The 20016-nt window shown below is 70.5% G+C and carries 12 protein-coding genes; 6 read left to right on the top strand and 6 right to left on the bottom strand.

Features of this window, described 5'->3' with window-relative positions; genetic code table 11:
- Positions 1-25: 25 nt before the first annotated feature.
- Positions 26-2497: a hypothetical protein gene (locus ACI2L3_RS21520; protein ID WP_404753964.1), complete on the top strand. Its 2472-nt coding sequence runs from the start codon at positions 26-28 to the stop codon at positions 2495-2497.
- 76 nt (positions 2498-2573) lie between these two features.
- Here ACI2L3_RS21520 and ACI2L3_RS21515 read toward each other — a convergent pair whose 3' ends face one another.
- Positions 2574-2822 carry a WhiB family transcriptional regulator gene (locus tag ACI2L3_RS21515; protein ID WP_404753963.1) on the bottom strand — a complete coding sequence of 83 codons (249 nt, stop codon included), beginning with the start codon at positions 2820-2822 and terminating at the stop codon, positions 2574-2576.
- A gap of 143 nt (positions 2823-2965) precedes the next feature.
- Entirely contained in the window at positions 2966-3760 is a 795-nt protein-coding gene (locus ACI2L3_RS21510) for a VOC family protein (protein ID WP_404753962.1), read from the bottom strand.
- A gap of 236 nt (positions 3761-3996) precedes the next feature.
- Here ACI2L3_RS21510 and ACI2L3_RS21505 point away from each other — a divergent pair, with 236 nt between their 5' ends.
- Entirely contained in the window at positions 3997-5238 is a 1242-nt protein-coding gene (locus ACI2L3_RS21505; RefSeq protein WP_404753961.1) for a glycoside hydrolase family 64 protein, read from the top strand.
- 46 nt (positions 5239-5284) lie between these two features.
- On the opposite strand, the gene ACI2L3_RS21500 is transcribed toward ACI2L3_RS21505, so the two are convergent.
- Positions 5285-6316: a LacI family DNA-binding transcriptional regulator gene (locus ACI2L3_RS21500; RefSeq protein WP_404753960.1), complete on the bottom strand. Its 1032-nt coding sequence runs from the start codon at positions 6314-6316 to the stop codon at positions 5285-5287.
- A gap of 129 nt (positions 6317-6445) precedes the next feature.
- Entirely contained in the window at positions 6446-7903 is a 1458-nt protein-coding gene (locus tag ACI2L3_RS21495; protein WP_404753959.1) for a serine hydrolase domain-containing protein, read from the bottom strand.
- A 158-nt stretch (positions 7904-8061) separates the two neighbouring features.
- Between ACI2L3_RS21495 and ACI2L3_RS21490 the strand changes: the two genes are divergently transcribed.
- Positions 8062-8796 (top strand): TetR/AcrR family transcriptional regulator, encoded by a 735-nt coding sequence (locus tag ACI2L3_RS21490; protein ID WP_404753958.1) that lies wholly within the window; start codon positions 8062-8064, stop codon positions 8794-8796.
- Between the two features lie 324 nt (positions 8797-9120).
- Here ACI2L3_RS21490 and ACI2L3_RS21485 read toward each other — a convergent pair whose 3' ends face one another.
- Positions 9121-11184 carry a restriction endonuclease gene (locus ACI2L3_RS21485; RefSeq protein ID WP_404753957.1) on the bottom strand — a complete coding sequence of 688 codons (2064 nt, stop codon included), beginning with the start codon at positions 11182-11184 and terminating at the stop codon, positions 9121-9123.
- Positions 11185-11367: 183 nt separating this feature from the next.
- Between ACI2L3_RS21485 and ACI2L3_RS21480 the strand changes: the two genes are divergently transcribed.
- A complete protein-coding gene (locus ACI2L3_RS21480) occupies positions 11368-12846 on the top strand; it encodes a HEAT repeat domain-containing protein (RefSeq protein ID WP_404753956.1) in 1479 nt (492 codons plus the stop codon).
- On the opposite strand, the gene ACI2L3_RS21475 is transcribed toward ACI2L3_RS21480, so the two are convergent.
- Positions 12843-13832: a multicopper oxidase domain-containing protein gene (locus ACI2L3_RS21475; RefSeq protein ID WP_404754047.1), complete on the bottom strand. Its 990-nt coding sequence runs from the start codon at positions 13830-13832 to the stop codon at positions 12843-12845. The two genes, ACI2L3_RS21480 and ACI2L3_RS21475, sit on opposite strands and share 4 nt — an antisense overlap.
- A 388-nt stretch (positions 13833-14220) precedes the next feature.
- Between ACI2L3_RS21475 and ACI2L3_RS21470 the strand changes: the two genes are divergently transcribed.
- Positions 14221-16635, top strand: coding sequence for a ThuA domain-containing protein (locus ACI2L3_RS21470; protein WP_404753955.1), 2415 nt, complete (start codon positions 14221-14223; stop codon positions 16633-16635).
- Complete coding sequence (locus ACI2L3_RS21465) at positions 16635-18869, top strand: OmpL47-type beta-barrel domain-containing protein (RefSeq protein WP_404754046.1); 2235 nt, start codon at positions 16635-16637, stop codon at positions 18867-18869. The genes ACI2L3_RS21470 and ACI2L3_RS21465 overlap by 1 nt, the downstream gene beginning before the upstream one ends.
- Positions 18870-20016 lie beyond the last annotated feature (1147 nt).

The raw sequence follows: 20016 nt of genomic DNA, 5'->3' as shown, positions 1-20016 counted from the left end.
ACTGTGGGCACCGGGGGTGGAACCCATGGCGCAGACCCATGAGTGGATGTTCTACGAGGTCATGTGGCGCAGCTGGGCGGGAAAGGGGCAGGTGCCCTATCCCGTGCCGTGGTGGGCGCAGCAGGCCTTCCGGCACTGGAGCGACGACTTCGACTCCGGGACGTACGAATCGAAGGAGGCCGCCCTGGCCTCCAACGCCCTGTACCGCTACTGGCACATGGTGGGCGTGAAGGACCACCGGCAGGAGTCCCTGATCGGGCAGGCCGGTGAGATCGAGCCGGTCTACGACAAGTACTGCCTGTTCTTCTTCCTGTACGACCCTGCGACGGGCGCCCTGCACCTGCCGCAGCTGTCCGACGGCGGCACGGTGGCGCAGCGCATGGAGGCTCCGCACCTGCCGGTCGTCCTCACGGACTTCCGCGCGCCGGACGGCGTCTCGTTCGTGCAGCGCACCTTCGCCACGGCCGTGGGCGCGCGGCAGCGTGACCTCGTGGTGACGCGGGTGACGGTGGGCTCCGCGACCGGGCGGCCGCGCGAGGGCTGGCTGTGCGCGGCGATCATGCCCGCGGGCCCGAGCGGTTTCCAGCGGCACGACCGCAACGGCCGGCAGATCACCGACCGGAGGCTGACATTCCTGCGGCATCTGCCGCTGGAGAACCGGGTCGAGACGAACAGCGGCTGGGGCCCCGTGTTCGACACGCCGCCCGAGCAGTACGGCGTGTACGGCAACCCCGACTTCAGCCACGATCCGGGCTCCTATCTGACGCGCAGCCCGTTCCACGACCTGGTGACCGGCGGCAAGCTGAACGGTGTGGCGCAGGCGCAGGACCAGGTCGCGGGGTTGTGCAGCGCGGCGTTCGCCTGGCCGTACCGGGTCGTCGACGACGAGATGTTCGAGCTGGACGTGCGGCTGCCCGTCGACCTGTACAGCGGTGCCGACGACCTGGCCGAGATCCGGGCCACCCCGGCCGCCGAACTGGAGGAGGCCAACCGGGCGTTCTGGACCTCGAAACTGACCGACCAGGGCGTGCAGCCCGAACTGCCGCGCCCGGTTGCCCACTTGACGGACCTGTTCCGCGAGTCGCGTGCGCAGCTGCTCATCCTCTCCGACCACGGGGAGATCCATCCGGGCCCGACGGTCTACGACTCGTTCTGGATCCGTGACTCGTCCGTCGAGGCCACGGCCTGCTCGCTGGTGGGCGACGCCGCGCTCGCCGAGCACCAGCTGGGCACGCACTACCCGCTGAAGTTCAACCGTGGCACGGGCCGCATCGGGCCGTGCGCGGAGTACGGCTTCTACGGCGGTCCGCATGAGCGGGACGACCGCGAGTGGGACAGCAACGGCCAGGCGCTCTGGGCGATCGGCCGCCTCGACCGCACGAAGGGCCGCGCCGCCGCGTTCGGGACGAAGCTGTACACGCCGTACGTCGTCGACGGCGCGCGCTGGCTGCGCGACAACCGTGACCAGTACGGGCTGCTGCACAGCGGCTGGAGCGCCGAGCACCTGGGCGAGCGCGACAAGCCGCACTACTGGGACGACCTGTGGGCGCTGGCCGGTCTGTACGAGGCGGCGCGGCTCGCGGAGCGCATCGGCTCGCCCGACGTGCCGGAACTCTGGGCCGCGTTCGACGACGTGAAGCGCGCGACGGCGGCCTCGGTGCGGTGGGTCCTTGCGGAGCAGCGCAGGCGCGGTGCCTGGGAGACGTACATCCCGACCGGTCCCGGTGACGTCGGGCGGCTCGACTCGACGATGATCGGAACCGCGGCGTTCTTCCATCCGCTGCGGCTGCACATGGGCAGCAAGCTGGGCACGGACATCGACGCGGCGGCGCGCTGCACGCTCGACACCATGTACGCCCACTTCGTGTCGGGCGGCTACCGGCACGAGGCCGCGTGGAACGCCTTCGGCCCGTACCTCACCACGCAGTTGGCGCACGCGTACCTGCTGGCGGGCGCCCCGGGGCGGATGGACGAGCTGCTCGGCTGGATCGTCGGGGCCGCCTTCCCGCGGACCGAGGAGCGGGCGGTGGCGCTCGGCGCGTGGAACGAGCAGCACGCCTTCACCATCGCGTCGGACTTCCAGGAAGTGCCGTCCCGGCACTGGTACATGGGCGACATCCCGCACGGCTGGGCCGCCGCCGAGTATCTGCTCCTGATCCGCGACATCCTGCTCTTCGAGGCGGACGAGGACCACGACCCGCATGTGTACATCGCGCCGGGCGTACGGCCCCACTGGGTGCCGGACGGCGACACGGTGGCCGTCGAGTCCGCTCCGACGCTGTTCGGTGAGCCCTTCGGGTACCGGCTCACGCACGACGCGGGGAAGCGGGCGGTGACGGTGGAGGTGACGGAGGCTCCGGCTCAGGTGCGGTACGTCTACCCGTGCCGGTTCGGAACGGTGCGGTCGGTGTCGGCGGACGGGCGGGACCTGCCCGTCACCGGTGACGACGTGCAGGTGCCCGCGGGGACGCGGCGGTTCGTCGTGACGTACGCCTGATAGCTCGTCCTTGAACCCGCGGGCTCGGAAGGAGCCCGCGGGGCCGGGAATCAGGTGGGGTCAGGCACGGGATTCGTCAGGCACGGGATTCGCGTCTGAGGGCGTACCGCTCCTTCTCGGAGAGGCCGCCCCAGACGCCGAACCGCTCGTCGTTGGTCAGTGCGTACTCCAGGCAAGCCGTGCGCATCTCGCACATCCGGCAGATGTCCTTCGCCTCGCGCACCGAGCTCCCGGGCTCGGGGAAGAAGAAGTCGGCGCCGGTCTGGGCGCACAGGGCCTGCTCCTGCCAGGCGAGTTCCGGCTCGGCTGTCATCTCGATCTGCATGCCACCGATGGTGTCCCACCGCGCGAAACAAGCAATCAACGAACGATCAACGAACGACTGGTCGGCCGTTGAGCGCCTGTGCCCCGCAGGGGACTGCCCATCGGTGGACACGGCGAAACCGTGTGGTCCCCTCTCCTTCCCCGCTACTCGGCCTGCTCCCCGGGAGGCGACGGCTGCAGGACCGCGAACCGTGCCCCCGCCGGGTCCGCGAGCTTCGCGAAGCGGCCGACGCCCTCCATCGAGAGGGGCTCCATCCGCACCTCGCCGCCGCACCGCCGGGCCGTGGCAGCCGCGCCGTCGCAGTCGTCCACCTGGAAGTACGGCAGCCAGTACGCCTCGTCCTCGGAGGGGTCGCTCGCCAGCGGGACCACGCCGCCGAACATGTCGTCCGCCGTGCCGTCCGCGGGGTGCACCATCGTGTACGTCCCGCCGGGGAAGGCCGCCTCGGTGGTCTGCCAGCCGAACACGGAGGCGTAGAACCCGAGGGCGGCGGAGACGTCCGGGGTGTACAGCTCGGTCCAGACCAGCCCGCCCGGCTCGTTCAGGAGATCAACGCCCTTCAGCTCTCCTTGCTGCCACACGGAGAACGGGACGCCGGCGGAGTCGGTGAGGCCCGCCATGCGGCCGAGGTCGAGGATGTCCACGGCTTCGTAGAGCGAGCCGCCGCCGGCCTGCTCGGCCGACTTGACCGTGGCGTCCACATCCGGCGTCCGGAAATAGAGCGTCCAGGACGGAGCGGCCTCTTCCGCCGGCATGGCCATCGCACCCGCGACGGTCCGGCCGGCGAGCTGATACTGGCTGTAGCCGCCGACTTCCGCGGGGCCCCGCTGGAGCTCCCAGCCGAACAGCTCGCGATAGAAGGCACTGACGCCGTCCAGGTCCGGCGCGCACGAGTCCACCCAGACGGGGGCTCCCGTGAGAAAACGGTTATTGAGCATGATCGACTCCTTTGTCGCATCTCTCTTCCGCACTCCTGAGTCTGGCACCCGCCACTGACAATGCACCCTGCCGTCGGTACCACCACCTCTGACGTCGTCATCTGGTGAACGGACAACATTTGTGAGAGCGCTCTCAGTCACAACTCTTGACGCCGCATTCCGGCGTCGGGACAGTGGTGCACCACCTCGGGGCGGCCATGCCCCCTCCCCCCACGCAACCGCGCAGGAGACCTTCCGTGATATCGCGTCGAACGTTCCTGACCTCCACAGCCGGCGCCGCGGGCGCCCTCACCTACCCCGTCTGGGGCAGCGCGCTCAGCCCCGGCGCGCGGGCGGGCGGCACGGCCGCCGCCCCCGCCACCTGCGAGCTGGCCCTCGCGAACAAGTCGCTCCCCGGTCAGGTGCGCGCCTACGTCACCGGGCACGAGCAGGGCACCGGCCGCTGGGTGCTGCTCAAGCCGGACGGCGGCGTCTACCGCCCCGAGTCGCCCTCGGCGCCGCAGACCCCGCTGCCCGTCGACTGCGCCATCCCGCTCGGGGCCGCGGGGTCGGCACCGAGGGTGCTGACGCTGCCTCAGATGTTCGGCGCGCGCGTCTACTTCGTACGCGACGACAAGCTGGACTTCTTCCTCAACCCGGGCCCGGCGCTGGTCGAGCCCGCCTTCGCCACCCGGGCGGACCCCAACTACGGCAGGACGTGGTCGTTCTGCGAGTTCACCTTCAACCCCCAGCAGCTGTACGCCAACATCAGCTACGTCGACCTCGTCACCGCGCTGCCCATCGGCCTGACCCTGGAGGGCGACGCCAGGCACACCGTCGCCCCGCTGCCGGACGGCGCCGTCGGCAGGATCGCGGCGGACCTCGCGGCGCAGGCGGCGAAGGACGGGCAGCCCTGGGACAAGCTGGTCATCCGGGGCGACGACGGGCGCGTGCTGCGGGTGATCTCGCCGCAGAACCTCATGGCGCCGTACTTCGACAGGCCGGACCAGATGCCGTTCCGCGACGTGTGGAACGGCTACATCGACAAGGTGTGGGAGAAGTACCGGAGCACTGACCTCAAGATCGATCTGCAGGGCGGCCGGGGCGTGTTCACCGGGCGCGTCAGCGGCAACGTACTGACGTTCAACGGCGGCCACTCCTTCACCAAGCCCACCTCGAAGGACATCTTCACCTGCAACCACGGCCCGTTCGCCAACAACCCGGGCGACCCCGACGACAAGAAGGGCCTGCTCGCCCGGCTCGCCGCCGGGTTCAACCGCAGCATCATGCTCACCCACCCCCAGCAGCCGAACGGGACGAGCTCGGCGGACTACTACCGGGACGCGGTGACCAACCACTGGTCACGGGTGGTGCATGCCAACTCCCCCATCGGCTACGCGTTTCCGTACGACGACGTGCGCCCGGACGGGCAGCCGGACGTGTCGGGGGCGGCGCACGACGGGAATCCGCGGCGGTTCACGGTGAGCGTGGGCTCCTGACGCACACCGCAGGTCCCCGTCGGACGAGCCGGTCCCGGCGGGCCGGTCACGCCGAGGCCCTGCGCACCAGGGACGTCGGCAGGACCACACCGGCCGGCTCGGCGACGGGCTCCGCCCCTCCCCTGCCGCGCAGCAGCATCCCGGCCATCAACCGGCCCATCTCCTCAATCTCCTGACGGACCGTCGTGAGCGGTGGGTCGGTCTGCTCGGCCACCGGAAGCATGTCGTCGAACCCGACCACCGCCACGTCGTCCGGCACCCTCCTGCCCCGCTCGCGCAGCACGCGGAGGGCGCCGGACGCGGTCAGGTCGCTGGCCGCGAAGACGGCGTCCAGATCCGGTACGCGGTCGAGGAGTTCCCGCATCGCGCGCTCGCCGCCGCCCGGGGTGAAGTCCCCCTCGGCGATCAGCCGCGGATCGACGTCGCCCAGCACGTCGCGGTACCCGTCGAGCCGGTCGACCGCGGACGTCTGGTCGAGCGCCCCGGTGATGTGCGCGACGCGGCCGCGGCCGAGTCCGACCAGATGGCGCACGGCCTCGCGCGCGCCGCCGCGGTTGTCGCAGTCCACGTACGCCGCGCTCGGTTCGCCCGGCCCCGGCTGCGGCCACCCGGGCCGGCCGCCGAACACGGTGGGCACCCCGGCGCGCCGGATGATGCCGGGCAGCGGGTCGTCCAGGTGCAGCGAGAAGACGAGGGCGCCGTCGACGTGACCGCCCGCGAGATAGCGGCCGACCCGCTCGTGGTCGTCCCGCCCCTCGGTGAGCAGGAGCACGAGCTGATTGTCGTTCGCCGTCAACTCCTTGCTGATGCCGCGCAGTTGGAGCGCGAAGAACGGGTCGGCGAAGACGCGCGTCTCCGGCTCGGCGATCACCACGGCGACCGCGTCGTGGCGCCGGGTGACCAGGCTGCGGGCGGCGCGGTTGGGAACGTAGCCCAGCTCGTCGACCGCGTGCCGCACCTTCTCGGCGAGCGCCTCCCGCACCCCTGGGTCGCCGTTGACGACTCGCGAGACGGTGGCCCTGGAAACCCCGGCACGGGCTGCCACGGCCTCCAGGGTCGGGCGCGGTTCCTCGGTCACCTCGGTCACTCCTCCCTGACGATGTCAGGAGGCATCTTCCCGTATCGGCTCCACGGACTCCCCGGGAGGGCGAAGTCGTCGCCGGCCCCGTCGGGTTGAGCGGTCCTGCCTTCCGGGCCGGGAGCCGCGCTACGCGACCTTGGGCCCGCAGCGCATGCCGATGTAGACGCAGCCCGTGCCGTCCCCCAGCGTGGAGAAGACCACGGGCATGTAGTCCTCGCTGAACGCCGCGCCCACCCCCGTGCCGGCGAAGACCGTGTCCGTCACCGGTACCAGGTCGATCTCCAGGGGCTCGGAGAAGTCCTTCATGCCGTCGACGAACTCGTACACCGCGTGTGCCGCGCCGTCCCGCTCCGTCACGGTGATGACCACGCCCTCGCGCCGGTAGGTGCCGACGAGCGGGGCGAGGTCGACCACGGGAGGCTCGGCGGGCGGGGCGAAGGGCTCCGGCATCGTCACCCCTGCCAGCTCGGCGAGGAGTTCCCGGTACAGCGCCGCGTACAGCTCGCGCGCGCCACCGCCGTTGGTGAGCAGCGCCACCGCGACGCCCGCCGACGGCACCACGCGCAGGTACCCGTACTGCCCGATGGAGGCACCGTCATGGCCGAAGCCCTGCACCCCGTCCCAGTCGTAGAGGGTCCAGCCGAGCCCCCAGCCGTCCGCGCTGACCGTCCACTTGTCCGGGGAGTCGACCACGCGCTGCCGCATCAGCGCGACGGTCTCCTCGGACAGCACGCGCGTGCCGTCCCGGGCCACGCCGCCCTCGAGGTGCAGCTGCGCGAGCCGGGCGACGTCCCCGGCCGTGGCGATGACCCTGCCGTACGGGCCCGCCGAACGCGGCATCAGATCCCAGGACGGCACCGGCTCCGGCTCCCGGCCCGCCTCGCCGAGGTGCCCCATCGCCGCACGGAACCGCAGCGCCTCCTCGGGCAGCGTCATCGTGTGGGTGACGCCGAGCGGGGTGAGGAGCAGATCCTTCAGGGCCTCGTCCCAGACCTTGCCGGTCACCACTTCGACGATCCGGCCGAGCACGTTGTACCCGACGCTGCTGTAGGAGAGCGCGGTGCCGGGCGGACAGTCGAGCGCCACGTCCTTCGCGGCCTCGACGTACTGGGCGAGGCAGTCGTCGCCGCGTCCGCTGTCATAGGTGAAGTCGCAGGTGAGGCCGCTGGTGTGGCTGAGGAGGCGGCGTACGGTGATCGCCTTCGTCGCGTCGGGGTCGGCGACCGAGAACTCCGGGAGCAGGTCCACGACCGGTGCGTCCAGGTCCAGTTCGCCCGATTCGACGAGGCGCATGACGAGAGTGGCCGTGTAGATCTTGGCGATCGACCCCATCTGGAAGACCGAATCGGTGGTCGCCTCCACGCCCGTGCCGCGGTGCAGCACTCCGCAGGCCAGCTCGTGGACGGTCCCGTCGACGAGGACGGCGAGCGACGCGGCCGGCACGTGGTGCTCGACGCGCAGCTCGTCGAGGCGGGCCTGCCAGCGGGCGAGGTCGAACTTCCGCCCCGCCGAACTCCGGCTGCCCCAGGCGCCGTTGGCATCCCAGCGACCCCGCTCGTCCCAATTCACGGCGTTCTTCGACATATCGTCCCCCACTCGTTGCGTACGACCTCGTTGCGTACGACGTCCTCCGGTGCGAACACTGTACGCACACCGGAACGGTGTACGCAACGGCGTACGCCGTGCGCGCCATCCGCTAGAGTCGCGGCACAAGCACGAGCAGCAGCAGAGACGAGGGGCGCATGTCAGCCGACAGGAAGCCGACCGCATCGGTGTGGACCCGTCCGCGGCCCCGCCAGCGGGAGCAGCTGACCCGCGAGCACATCGTGGCCGCGGCGATCGAGCTGCTGGACGCGGAGGGCATCGAGGCGCTCAGCATGCGCAAGCTCGGCACCCGCCTGGACGCCGCGGCCACGTCCCTCTACCGGCACGTCGCCAACAAGGACGAGCTGATCCAGCTGGTCGTGGACGACGTCTTCGGAGAGTGCCGGGTCCCGGCCGCCACCGACCGCACCCAGTGGCGCGCGGCAGTCACCCGCGCCGCCGACGACCTGCGGGCGATGGCGCTGCGGCACCCCTGGATCGCCCCCGAGCTGGGCCAGGTCGGCCTCGTCCACATCGGCCCGAACGCCATGCGGATGTCATCGGGGCTGCTCGCGCAGTTCGAGACCGCCGGCTTTCCCCCGGACGAGCAGGACCGGGCCGTCGGGACGCTCACGGCATACGTCATCGGAATCGCCGCCTCCGAAGCGGCGTACCTCTCCCTCATCGCCCGCAGCGGCAGAACCGAACAGGAGTGGGTGGCGGGCCTGCGCCCCGCCTTCGACGAGGCCGCCCGGCAGCACCCGCTCCTGCGGGAGGGGAGCGCGGCCCGCGCGGACACGCACCCGCAGCGGATCCGCGACGAGGACTTCGCCTACGGGCTCGACCGGGTCCTCGACGGTCTCGCGGCCCGGCTCACGACGCTCACGAGCTGAGCGACGCGCTGCCCGTGCCGTGACCGTGCAGGCGACGGTTCCGGTCCACTTCGACGGTTCTAGGGCCTGTCCGGCGGATCATGCCGCGGGGCGCGGGCTCTGGCACTTCCCCAAGCTCTCGGCTTCGCTCGAGCAGGGGAGACCCCAACCCTGCGGCGTTGTCGTCGGTTGTCAACTCCCCCGAGCTCTCGGCTCCGCTCGAGCAGGGGGCGCCCCCATCGCGTTGCCGCCCTCCTCCGCCTTGCATCTCGACGCACCAGACCCCGCTCACCTGCACCGAAACGTGACCGCCACCCGACCGCGACCTGATCCGCCGGACAGGCCCTAGTCCACTTCGATGCCGAAGTCCTTCACGAGCTCTTCCAGGCCGCCCGTGTAGCCCCTGCCGCCCAGGACGAAGTCCCAGTCCCCGTTCGACCTGCGCCGGAACGAGCCAAGGACCAGGGCGGTTTCGCGGGCCCGGCCGTCGGAGACCTCGAGTTGCCCCAGCTCGGCCAGGCCGGTGTCGAGCAGGCGGATACAGGCGTCCGTGAAGCCGGAGAGGTCCGCGTCCGGATTGATCTCCGGGTCGACGGCGGCCGCGAGCACGAGCCGGTCGGCCTCGTCCGGCAGCCCGTCGAAGGAGACACAGATCGCGGCCTTGTCGGGTGCGGGGGCGGCCAGGGCCCGCACGGAGCCTTCCGGGGTCCGCGGGTTGTTGAAGAAGACGAAGTGATCATCGCTGAGGACCCGGGTGCCGCGGCAGACGAGAGCGCACACGTCCAGGGCGACGCTTCCCGTCCACGACATGCCCAGGATGTTGTAGTCGTCGGGCAGCCGGGTGTCCGGCTCCGGGGGCGCCGGCTGCGGTGCGGGATGCCCGCCGCCGTCCGCCCCGAGCCGGCCACGCAGACCGTTGCGGTGCAGCAGGTCGACCAGTTCGGTCCCCGGGACGAGCTCCAGGGGTTTGCCGTTGGCGAAGGTGTGGGAGCCGGGGCCGAACCCTGAGGTCGTCACCAGGACGCCCTTGTTCGCTCCGGCGTCCTGGACCGTCCCGTACAGGTCACGCACCGCGGTGGGCGGCACCGTGGTGCGGCAGCGCTTCACCTGCACGACGATCTTGCCGCCGCGGATCGGCGTGGGATCCAGTGCGTCCACGTCCACACCCCCGTCGTTCGAACGCTGCGTCGTCACCGCCTGCATCCCCATGGCCCGGAAGAGTTCGGCGACAAGCCCCTCGAATTCGATCGGGTCCATGGCGTACAGGTCCGGTTCCTCGTCGCCGCCGTGGGCGACGACCCGGTTCCCGATGTCCTGCGGCCGCCGCCCCGGCCGCACCGTCGCGAACTGGTCGGGCCGCGTCGAGAGCTGCCCCCGGAGCGCCCCGGCCAGGCAGCTCCCCGCGTCCACCTGCGCCAGGTGCAGCTCACGGAATGACGCACGCGAGGCCATGACGGTGGCGAGGAAGTGCTGGCCCCGGCGGCCCGTCGCGGGATCGTGTCCGTCGACGAACCCGTTCAGGGCCACCGACTCGAGCACACCCAGCTCGTCCGCGGCGAAGACCTCATGCAGGACGAGCAGCATGCACTGGGCCAGGACCTCCCTGTACAGAGCCCGACGCCGGCCCGCGGGGCGAAGAACCTCCTTGTCCTGATCGACCCCGAACATGTAGCGGACCGACTTGACCTCGGGAACGACGCCGTAGTCGGGCAGCTCCCAGTCGAGCACCAGCTGCCCGGCAGCGGGGTCGTAGGCGGCCGCGACCTGCCGGGGAAATCCCTCGGGCCATCCCGTCGAGGCGTACAGGGCGGCGGAGAAGTACTCGACCACCGCATCGGCGTCCCGGCGCCGCACCCCTTCCTGGACCGCGACGACGCCGGCGTTGTGCGCACGCGCCTCGGCCAACTGGGCGTCCGCCCACGCCCGGTACTGCCGCTGGTGCGCGGCCAGCTGGCGCTGCCTGTGCGCCTCCGCCGTGTGGGCGGCCTCCAGGTCACGCTCGTAACGCTCGCGCGCCTCGGCCTGGGCCTGGGCCCGGCGACCCGCGGTCCAGCCGCCCTGCACTTGATACTGACTGACGTCCGGCAGGGGCACGGGCTGCGCCCACGGCCCCGGAGCGAACGGCTGGACCTCCTCGGGCCGCATGAGCGAGGACGCCCGGAAGGCCGGAGCCCGGCAGCCCGCGGCGAGAAGGCCTTGCAGCGACTCGACCTGTGCGTCCAGCTCCTCCGTGCGGCGCAAGGCCTCGGCCTGCCTGTACTCGCGATAGCCCTGCGCGGCCCGCCGCTCGTAGGCCCGCGCCTGCTGGGCGTCCGATCTCCGCTGTCTGGCCTCGGCTTCGATCTGGCGCTGCTGCTGCCGTTGCACCTCGGCCCACGCGCCGACAAATCCGGTAGAGCGACGACTCATATGCTGCGGCCCCCCAGGACATCGGCAGCTGAACGTCGGCCGGTTGACCCCACAACCAGTCGCTTCTCAATGACTCTACCGAGCAATCACCGTCCCGCACATGCACTCGGCACCTGCGAGAACCACGCACGCGCGGGGCTCTCCCCTCGTACGCACGGGACACGCCTCGCCTACCCTGCCCCCATGTTCAAGAAGCGGAGAGAGCGCAAGCAGGCGGAGCTGCACGAGGAGCTGGCCGGGGCGTTGCGGGAGCCGGATGCGGCGGTGCGGGCCAAGGCGGCGCTCGACGCGGCGGAGGCCGGCGACCTGGGGTGGGCGCTGCCGGAGCTGGCCGCGGCCGTGGCGCGCGAGCCGTGGACGGACGACTTCCACGAGACCGTGGTGGACGGCTTCGCGGCCGCGCTGCGCCGCGACGCCGCGATCCGCGAGCGGACGGAGCGGATCGTCGCGGAGCACCTGACCGACCCGGAAGGCTTCGTGCGGGCGTGGACCGGTTTCGTGGCGGAGCTCGGCGGGCCCCCGGCGCCGCGGGACATCGGCGAGGACCTCTGCGACGACATGCGGGAACGCCTCACGTATCTGCGTGGCGAGGGCTGGACCGCCGAGGGGATCGACCGTCTCGGGCGGCCCGGGACCTTCCTGCGCGACCTGGCGTTCGACCTCGCGGTCATGCTGGCCTCACTCGTGGTGCGCAGGAGCGAGCCGCTGTCCGACGAGGAGGCGGAGCGGCTTCGCGGCGCGATGCGGGCCCGCCTCGCGCAGGCTGCCCGCTTCGCGCCGGGCTCCACCGACCGCGTCGACATCCTGGTCACCGTCGCGGACCTCCCCGCGGAGGACTCCTGGACGGAGCGCGCCCAGGTCGGGCTGTTGATCGACGAGGCCCTCGAGCTGTGCGGGGACGCGGACCCGGACCGCAGGACGCTCGGGGTCGAGACGCTGTCGGATCTGCTGCTGTTCAACGGTGTGCAGCGGTACGGCGCGGTCCGCGCGGCCCTGGACCGGCTGGCCGCGGCCGCGCCCGGCGCCCGCGTCCTGGGCGAGGTGCTGCGCTGCTACGACTGGCTGCACGCGCACAAGCCGCTGGCCGAGCCGCCGCTCGCGCTGTTCCTCGACGCACTGCGGCACCCGGACGCCGAGGTGCGCAAGGCCGCCGCCGAGGGCCTCGTTCCGATGGCCGAGGGTTCCCCGGTGGAGCGGGAGGCCGTGCACGGGCTGACCGGGCTGCTGGACGGCGACGTGGAGGTCGGCGTCCGCGTGTCCGCCGCGAGGACGCTGGCCAACCTGGACTGCGCGGAGGAAGGCAACGAGCGGGACGCCGCCGCCGCGTTGGAGCGCCACGCCGGCTCGCCGGTCCCGGCCGTCCGCGCGCTCAGCCTCGGCGCCGCCCTCGCACGGAACGTTCCGGGCGCGTACGACCGGCTGCTCCACGAGCTCGAATCCCCCGACCCGCACTGGGAGTTCGTGTCGGTCTGCGCGAACGCTTCGATGAGCGAAGGGTTCCGTCTGCCGGACGAGGTACGGCCCCGGCTCGTCGCACGTCTGGAGGCCCTGGAGTCGTCCGGCTGGACCGATCGCCTCGCGGACCCGGGGGACTACCCGGACGCGGACGACCTGACCGAGATGGTGTCCAAGCTGCTGGAACGGCTGCGTACCGCGCGCTAACCGTGCTCGTGGCCGTGCTCGCCGTCCGCCCCCGCATGGTGCGGCTCATAGTCCGGAATCGTCCCGTCCGTCTTCTTCACCAGGAACAGCCCCGCCATCCCCATGTCCGAATGGCTCTGCACGTGGCAGTGGTACATCCAGGCCCCGGCCCCCACACCCTCGCCCGCGACGACCTGGAAGCCGAACGAGTCGCCCGGGCCGACGATCTTGTCGTCGAGGATCCGGCTCGGGTCGTCGGGGCCGGTCAGCAGGCCCGTGCGGTTGTCCGCCCAGCTGTGACCGTGCAGGTGGAACGTGTGGTAGTACTCGCCGTGGGTGATCGAGACGAACTCGACCCGGTCGCCCACCGTGGCCTCGAAGGCCGGACTGTCGTGGCCCGGCCTGTTGTTGATCGTCATGTCGTTGAAGACGACGGTGAAGGTCTTGTCGGGCAGCGGGTCGCCCTTGCGCCGCACGATCACCGGCCCGTACAGCCCCTTGCGCACGCCATCGGTTCCATGATCCGTGCCGACGACATGGTCGTGGTAGTGCCAGTAACCCGCGCTGCCGGGGCGCCAGGTGCCGTCCTTGCGGCGGCCCGGTGCGTGCGTGCGCCACGTGTAGGTGCGCTTTCCGCCCGGCTCGACATGGCTTCCGGTGTGCCTGGTGCCGTCGCTGGAGATCTCGCGGTCCACGCCGTGCACGTGCAGACTGGCGGCCACATCCGTCGTGTTCTCGAACTCGATGTGCAGCGTGTCGCCCTCGTTGAGTTCGATGAGCGGCCCCGGTATGGAGGCCTTGCCCTTCTCCAGGCCGTACCCCAACTGCCCGTCCGGGAGCTTCTCCGCGTACATCTTGATGCGCCTGACCTCGCCGCCCGCCGGCGCGGTCCTCGGCGCCTCCGCCGTGCTCGCGTCGGGCGCGGCCGCGACCGACAACGATGTCACACCGGCCGCCGCTGCCGCCCCGCCCACCAGCATCCGCCGGTTGAAGCTCCGCCTGTCCAGATTCCGCCGCTTCTGTTGGTCCATGACGAACTCCCCACTGCACCAAGGGGACTGACGGGGCGCAAGAGGCCCCGGGGACGGCCACACGGTATCGGCCGGATCTTTGTTTATCCACACTCAGGACAAAGTTCGTGCTATCGCGGTGATACCTATTGGCGAGTTGCGAAAAGAGGTCTAGCTTCGTCGGCGCTGTTGCTGTGACCGACGAGGGGTGGGTGTACTCATGCGGCGCACACCGCATCAAAAGCCCTTGACCGTAAGAGGGTTGATCCACGCACGAGCACAAGCACAAGCAGAACCGCGAGCACAAGCGCAACCGCGAGCACAGGCACGCCACAGACCGAACCGCTCGCGCCGGGCCTGGGCGGCCGCGCTGCTGTCCGGAGCCATGGTCACCGGGGCGCTCACGGCGCAGGCCGCTGCCGCGAAGCCTCTCCCGGAGCCGGGGTTGACAACGATGTCCCTTCCCTCGCCGCCCGGCGGGGCCAACGTCAAGGTGCTGGTCTTCCACGGTTCGGCGGCGGGTGGCGACGAGTCGCCCGTCGTCGACGCCGGCATCGAGGCGATCGAGAAGATCGGCCGATCGGGCCCGGCCGCCCAGCGGTTCAGGATCGAGGCGACGGACGACCCGGCCGTCTTCACGAACGAGCGGAAGCTCGGCAAATTCAACGCCGTGGCCTTCCTGACCGGCGGCGGCGACGTCCTCGACCCCGAGCAGGAGGCGGGCCTGGAGGCCTACATGGAGGCCGGCGGCGGCTTCCTCGGCATCCACGACGCGGCCCGTGCCGAGCCGTACTCGAACTGGTTCACCGGCCTCATCGGCGCCCGGCCGGCCGACGCGAGCCCGACGGACGTCCAGCGCGCGACCGTCGAGGTCGGCGACCGCCAACATCCGGCGACCAAGGACCTGCCCCTCCAGTGGAAGCGCCCCGACCGCTGGCTGAACTGGGCGAAGAACCCCTCCGGCGAAGTGCACACCGTCGCCCGGGTACGCGAGACGACCTACAAGCCGGGCGCCGGGGCGAACGGCTGGGACCACCCGGTGTCCTGGTGCCGTGACTACGACGGCGGACGCTCCTTCTACACCGGCATGGGCGGCACGGCGGCGTCGTACGACGAAGCGGACTTCCGCGGCCATCTGCGGGGCGCCCTGCTGTGGACGACCCGCATCGCGCGCGCCGACTGCAAGGGGACGATCGACGCCAACTACAAGGCGGAGCGCCTCACCCAGCCCAACCAGCCGGGCAAGAACGACCAGATCGGGGAGCCGCACGGCCTCGTCACCGCGCCCGACGGCAAGGTCTTCTACATCGGCCGCGGCGGTGCCGACTCCTCCCAGCCGGTGATCACCGACTGGGACAACCCGGACATCGGCAAGGGCACGGGCGAGATCCACGTCTACGACCCGAAGACGAAGAAGTCGACGCTCGCGGGCGCGCTGACCGTCTTCGGGAACAAGGGCGGCGGCGATGAGCTGATCAAGGTCGAGGAAGGGCTCCTCGGCATCGAGCTCGATCCGGAGTTCGAGCGGAACGGGTGGGTGTACCTGCACTACACGCCCCACTCGAAAATCAACCGCGAGACGCACATGGCCGAGCGGTACGTCTCCCGCTTCACGCTCGACCGGGCCACCGGCAAGCTGGACATGGGCAGCGAGAAGGTGCTGCTGAAGTGGCCGATCCAGATCCACAGCTGCTGCCACTCGGGCGGCGGGATGGCCTGGGACTCCAACGACAACCTGTACATCGCGACCGGTGACAACAACTCCTCCCGGTTCAGCGACGGTTACTCGGGCAACAACCCGCAGCCCAACTTCAAGGGCGTCTCCTTCGCCGACGCGCGCCGCACCGCGGGCAACACCAACAACCTCAACGGCAAGATCCTGCGCATCCACCCGGAGCCCGACGGGACGTACACGCTCCCCGAGGGCAACCTCTTCACCGGCAAGGAACAGGCCGAGGGCGGCGGCAAGACGCGCGGCGAGATCTATGTGATGGGCGTCAGGAACCCGGCGCGCATCTCCATCGACAAGAAGACCGACACGCTGTACGCGGGCTGGGTCGGCCCGGACGCCGGCGCGCCGTCGACGACCTGGGGCCCGGCGAAGTACGACACGTTCGCCGCGATCACGCACGCCTCCAACCGCGGCTGGCCGTACTGCATGGGCAACAACCAGCCCTACCGCGACCGCAACCTGCCGGACCCGACGAAGCCGCTGGGCTGGTACGACTGCAAGAACCTGAAGAACGAGTCGCCCAACAACGACGGCCTGGTGAACATCCCGCCGGCCGAGCCCAACAACATCTGGTACTCACCGCAGGGCGGCGGCGTCGACTACCCGCGCGACGCGAACGGCGTGCCGAGCTACAAGACGGCGGAGCAGAAGATCCTCCTGCCGTGGCTCAAGGGCGGCGGCCAGGCCGCCATCAACGGCCCGGTGTACCGCTACGACGCGGCGAGCGCGAGCGCCGACAAGTGGCCCGCGTACTGGGACGGCAAGTGGTTCGTCGGCGACCTCTACGACGCCGACCAGCCGCGGCACGCGCTGGTGACCGACCCGAAGACGGTCGGCAGCGGCGGCCTCCCGGTGCACGCCGAGTCGCTCAAGAAGATCATTCCGATCGGCAACGACGGCATCAAGAACCTCATGGACTGGAAGTTCGCGCCGGACGGCTCGCTGTACGTCCTCGACTACGGCCGCGGCTTCTTCACCTCGGACGCCAAGTCGGCGCTGTGGCGCGTGACGTACAAGGGCGGGGCGGCGACCCCGGCCGCCGGCGACCTGGCGAGGAGGGCGGGATGATGCGCTCTCCGACACAGCGGACCATTCCGGTGCAGCGGACCATACGGAAGCGGAGACTGTGGACGGCTCTGCTCGCGGCGCTCCTCATGGTGCTCGGGCTGACGTCGACCGCGGCGACGGCGCGGCCCGACGACCCCGGGCTCGCCGCAGCCCAGACGCTGACCTGGACGGCCGACAACGACATCGCCAAATACAAGTCGGCGCCCACGACGGCGGTGGCGGGACCGACGACGATCGTCTTCGAGAACAGTGAGGCGACCGGCAACACGACGGGCATGCCGCACACGCTGACGTTCGACGTCTCCGACCCGGAGTACAACGACGACGTCCCGCTGAACATCCTGGCCAACCCCAACGACGACCAGGCCGGCAAGCACACCGCGGAGGTCACGCTCACCCCCGGCCGCTACCGCTACCACTGCACCATCCCCGGCCACGGTTCCATGCAGGGCGTCCTGGTCGTGACCGAGGGCGGCGGCGAGGACACCACGGCGCCGGAGGCCTCGGCGAAGGTGACGGGCCAGACCGACGCCGATGGCGCGTACGTCGGTTCGGCCTCCGTGGCCGTGACCGCTGCGGACGAGGGTTCGGGCGTCGACAGGATCGAGTACGCGGTCGGGGCGGACGGCGCGTGGCAGCCGTACACCGCGCCGGTCGTCGTCGACCAGGTCGGCACCCACAAGATCCGCTACCGGGCCACCGACAAGGCGGGCAACACGTCCGCGGAGAAGGCGGCCGACTTCAAGGTCGTCGCGCCGCCGACGGACGACAAGACGCCTCCGGAGACATCGGCCACGGTGACCGGCGAGAAGAACGGCCAGGGGCAGTACGTCGGGATGGCGACGGTCACGGTGACGGCGTCCGACACCGGTTCCGGCGTCAACAAGATCGAGTACGCGGTCGGTGACGGCGCGTGGACCGCGTACACCGCGCCGGTCATGGTGCACGAGGCCGGCGCCCACAAGGTCCGCTACCGCGCGTCCGACAAGGCGGGCAACCAGGCCGCCGAGAAGGCCGTGGAGTTCAGCGTGGTCGCCCCGCCCGTGGAGGACAGGACGCCTCCGGAGACGTCGGCGAAGGTCGAGGGCGACAAGGACTCGGACGGCGCCTACCTCGGGAAGGCGAAGGTGACGGTCACCGCCACGGACGCCGGTTCGGGTGTCGACAAGGTCGAGTACTCCCTGGACGGTGGCCCCTACCTCGCGTACGAGGCGCCGGTCGTCGTCGACCGCGCGGGCCGCCACACGGTGGCGTACCGGGCGAGCGACAAGGCGGGCAACGCGTCGGAGGCGAAGACGGCTTCCTTCACGGTGTCCGAGGGCGGCGGCGTCCCTGCCCCCAACTGCCCTGAGTACGAAGAGCGGTTGACGGTGTTCGTGGGCACGGTCGACACGGGCATCCCCAACCGCGTCACGAACAACCGCTGCCGTGTGGGCGAGCTGATCGAGGACGAGAAGGAGTGGACGTCGCACGCGCTCTTCCTGAAGCACGTCAAGAGCGTGACGGACAAACTCCTGAAGGCCGGCGAGATCGACAGGCGCGAGTACAACAAAATCAACCGCGCCGCCAAGCAGTCCGGCATCGGTAAGCCCGGCCAGACGGACGGCTACCGCAAGCTCTTCGACGGCACGAAGGAATCGCTGAGCAAGTGGGAGCAGGTGGGCGGCGGCAAGTTCGGTCTCAACGCCGACGGCACCATCACCAGCTCCACCACGGTCCAGGGCATGGGCATGCTCTGGTTCCCGGAGCGCAAGTACGGCGACTTCTCGCTGAAGCTCCAGTGGCGGGACGACGCGCCGGGCAACGGCAACACCAACTCCGGTGTCTTCGTGCGCTTCCCGCAGGTCCACGACCACCCGGAGGAGTCGCGCCCCGAGTGGGTCGCCATCAAGTACGGGCATGAGGTGCAGGTCCACGACCGGCCGGACGGCGACATGTACAAGACGGGGTCGATCTACGGCTTCGACCGGGTGGGTCTGGCCGGTGCCGGGGTCACTCCGAAGGGCACGTGGAACGACTACGAGATCCGTGTGGTGGACCAACACTACTCGGTCTACCGCAACGGCGTCCTGATCAACGAGTTCGACAACACGGGCGGCCAGGAGTTCACGCCGCCGCGCGCCAACGATCCCGGCACGGACGGCCGCAGGTACGCGTCCGGCTATGTCGGGCTCCAGGTCCACGGCGTGACGGACGTGGTGTCGTACCGGGACATCCGGATCAAGGAGCTGTAGCCCGGCTCGGCTTCCCCCGGCCTGCTTCGGCGCCCTCGCCCCGCTCGGGGCGGGGGCGCCCTTCAGTCGTCTTCGCGAGCTCCGTGGTGCACACGGGGTCTCTCGCGCCGCCACCCGACAGGCAGCAGGTAGTACCTGTGGTCACGCTCTATCAGCAGTCGAAGATTGGTGTACCGATAGCGGAAGTGTGTGCCCTCCCCCAGGTCTGTGACGCGAGGTCTCGGCGGGGCGAAGTTCAACTGCTCAGTGCTCAGTAGAATCACACTGACTCGGCGAACCAACTGTTGTGTGTCTCGGTGAGCGTCCTTGCGACCCAGGTCCCCAGCCACCAGGGCCGCTACCCAGATCAGGCAGAGGCCGGCGATCATGAGGGACGCCGCGAACCTCCACACCGGTTCACGCGATTGACCCGGAGGAATCACCGAGTCAACGCGTCCCAGCAGCACACCGGTTGCCACGAGCAGTGGCGCGACCCACGCGAACGACTGAATCCAGGACCACAGCACCATCAACAGTGCTCCGGCGGCAACGAATACGTAGTGAGCTTTCGCTACTCTCCGCCCCGACAGGCATAGTGGCGAGCCGGAGGCTGCGGATCACCAGCTCGTCGGGGCTGAAGCCCATGGCGAAGTTGTCCAGATGAAAGTATCCGAAGTATGCGTTGGTATAGATGTAGCCCGTGTACAACATCAGCACGCCGATGAACGCCACGGTGCCGACAGCAGAGTTGACGAGTTCCAGGTGGGGTCCATTTTCTCCTGCTGAAGCGGGCTCTGAGGGAGCCCTGACCCTGACCCGGGTAGAACGGACGCGAACGTCGGCCATCGCGTAACGGCCAGTGCGGCGGTGCCGCAGCAGTCGGTTCGGCTCACGCGACGAGGCGGGAGAGCCGCCGAGTCGCCGGTTACGGGAAGCGGCCACTCCGCTAGCTATCGGGGATGTTGCGATGCTGACTGTCCGGCGGCGCCGAACACGTGGCGCCGGGCGGTGGCGCCGGGCGGTGGCGCCGGGCGGTGGCGCCGGGCGGTGGCGTCGGCCGGCAAGGGTCGGGGGGCGGTTGGCCCGGGAGACGTATTGTCACTGTCGTCTTCCTGGCCATGGCCATGGCCATCGGAGGGGTTGCTCCCCTGTCGGCCCGGCGGGCTTC

The sequence above is a fragment of the Streptomyces sp. NPDC029674 genome (genome assembly GCF_044903205.1).
Taxonomy (GTDB): Bacteria; Actinomycetota; Actinomycetes; order Streptomycetales; family Streptomycetaceae; genus Streptomyces.
Note: the sequence above shows the minus strand (reverse complement) of the source record. Positions and strands in the feature narration are given on the sequence as shown.

Excerpts from the sequence above, each read along its gene's own strand:
- ACI2L3_RS21520 (WP_404753964.1), top strand. The coding sequence starts at position 26 with ATGGCGCAGACCCATGAGTGGATGTTCTACGAGGTCATGTGGCGCAGC.
- ACI2L3_RS21515 (WP_404753963.1), bottom strand. The coding sequence starts at position 2,822 with ATGCAGATCGAGATGACAGCCGAGCCGGAACTCGCCTGGCAGGAGCAG.
- ACI2L3_RS21510 (WP_404753962.1), bottom strand. The coding sequence starts at position 3,760 with ATGCTCAATAACCGTTTTCTCACGGGAGCCCCCGTCTGGGTGGACTCG.
- ACI2L3_RS21495 (WP_404753959.1), bottom strand. The coding sequence starts at position 7,903 with ATGTCGAAGAACGCCGTGAATTGGGACGAGCGGGGTCGCTGGGATGCC.
- ACI2L3_RS21490 (WP_404753958.1), top strand. The coding sequence starts at position 8,062 with ATGTCAGCCGACAGGAAGCCGACCGCATCGGTGTGGACCCGTCCGCGG.
- ACI2L3_RS21485 (WP_404753957.1), bottom strand. The coding sequence starts at position 11,184 with ATGAGTCGTCGCTCTACCGGATTTGTCGGCGCGTGGGCCGAGGTGCAA.
- ACI2L3_RS21480 (WP_404753956.1), top strand. The coding sequence starts at position 11,368 with ATGTTCAAGAAGCGGAGAGAGCGCAAGCAGGCGGAGCTGCACGAGGAG.
- ACI2L3_RS21470 (WP_404753955.1), top strand. The coding sequence starts at position 14,221 with ATGGTCACCGGGGCGCTCACGGCGCAGGCCGCTGCCGCGAAGCCTCTC.
- ACI2L3_RS21465 (WP_404754046.1), top strand. The coding sequence starts at position 16,635 with ATGCGCTCTCCGACACAGCGGACCATTCCGGTGCAGCGGACCATACGG.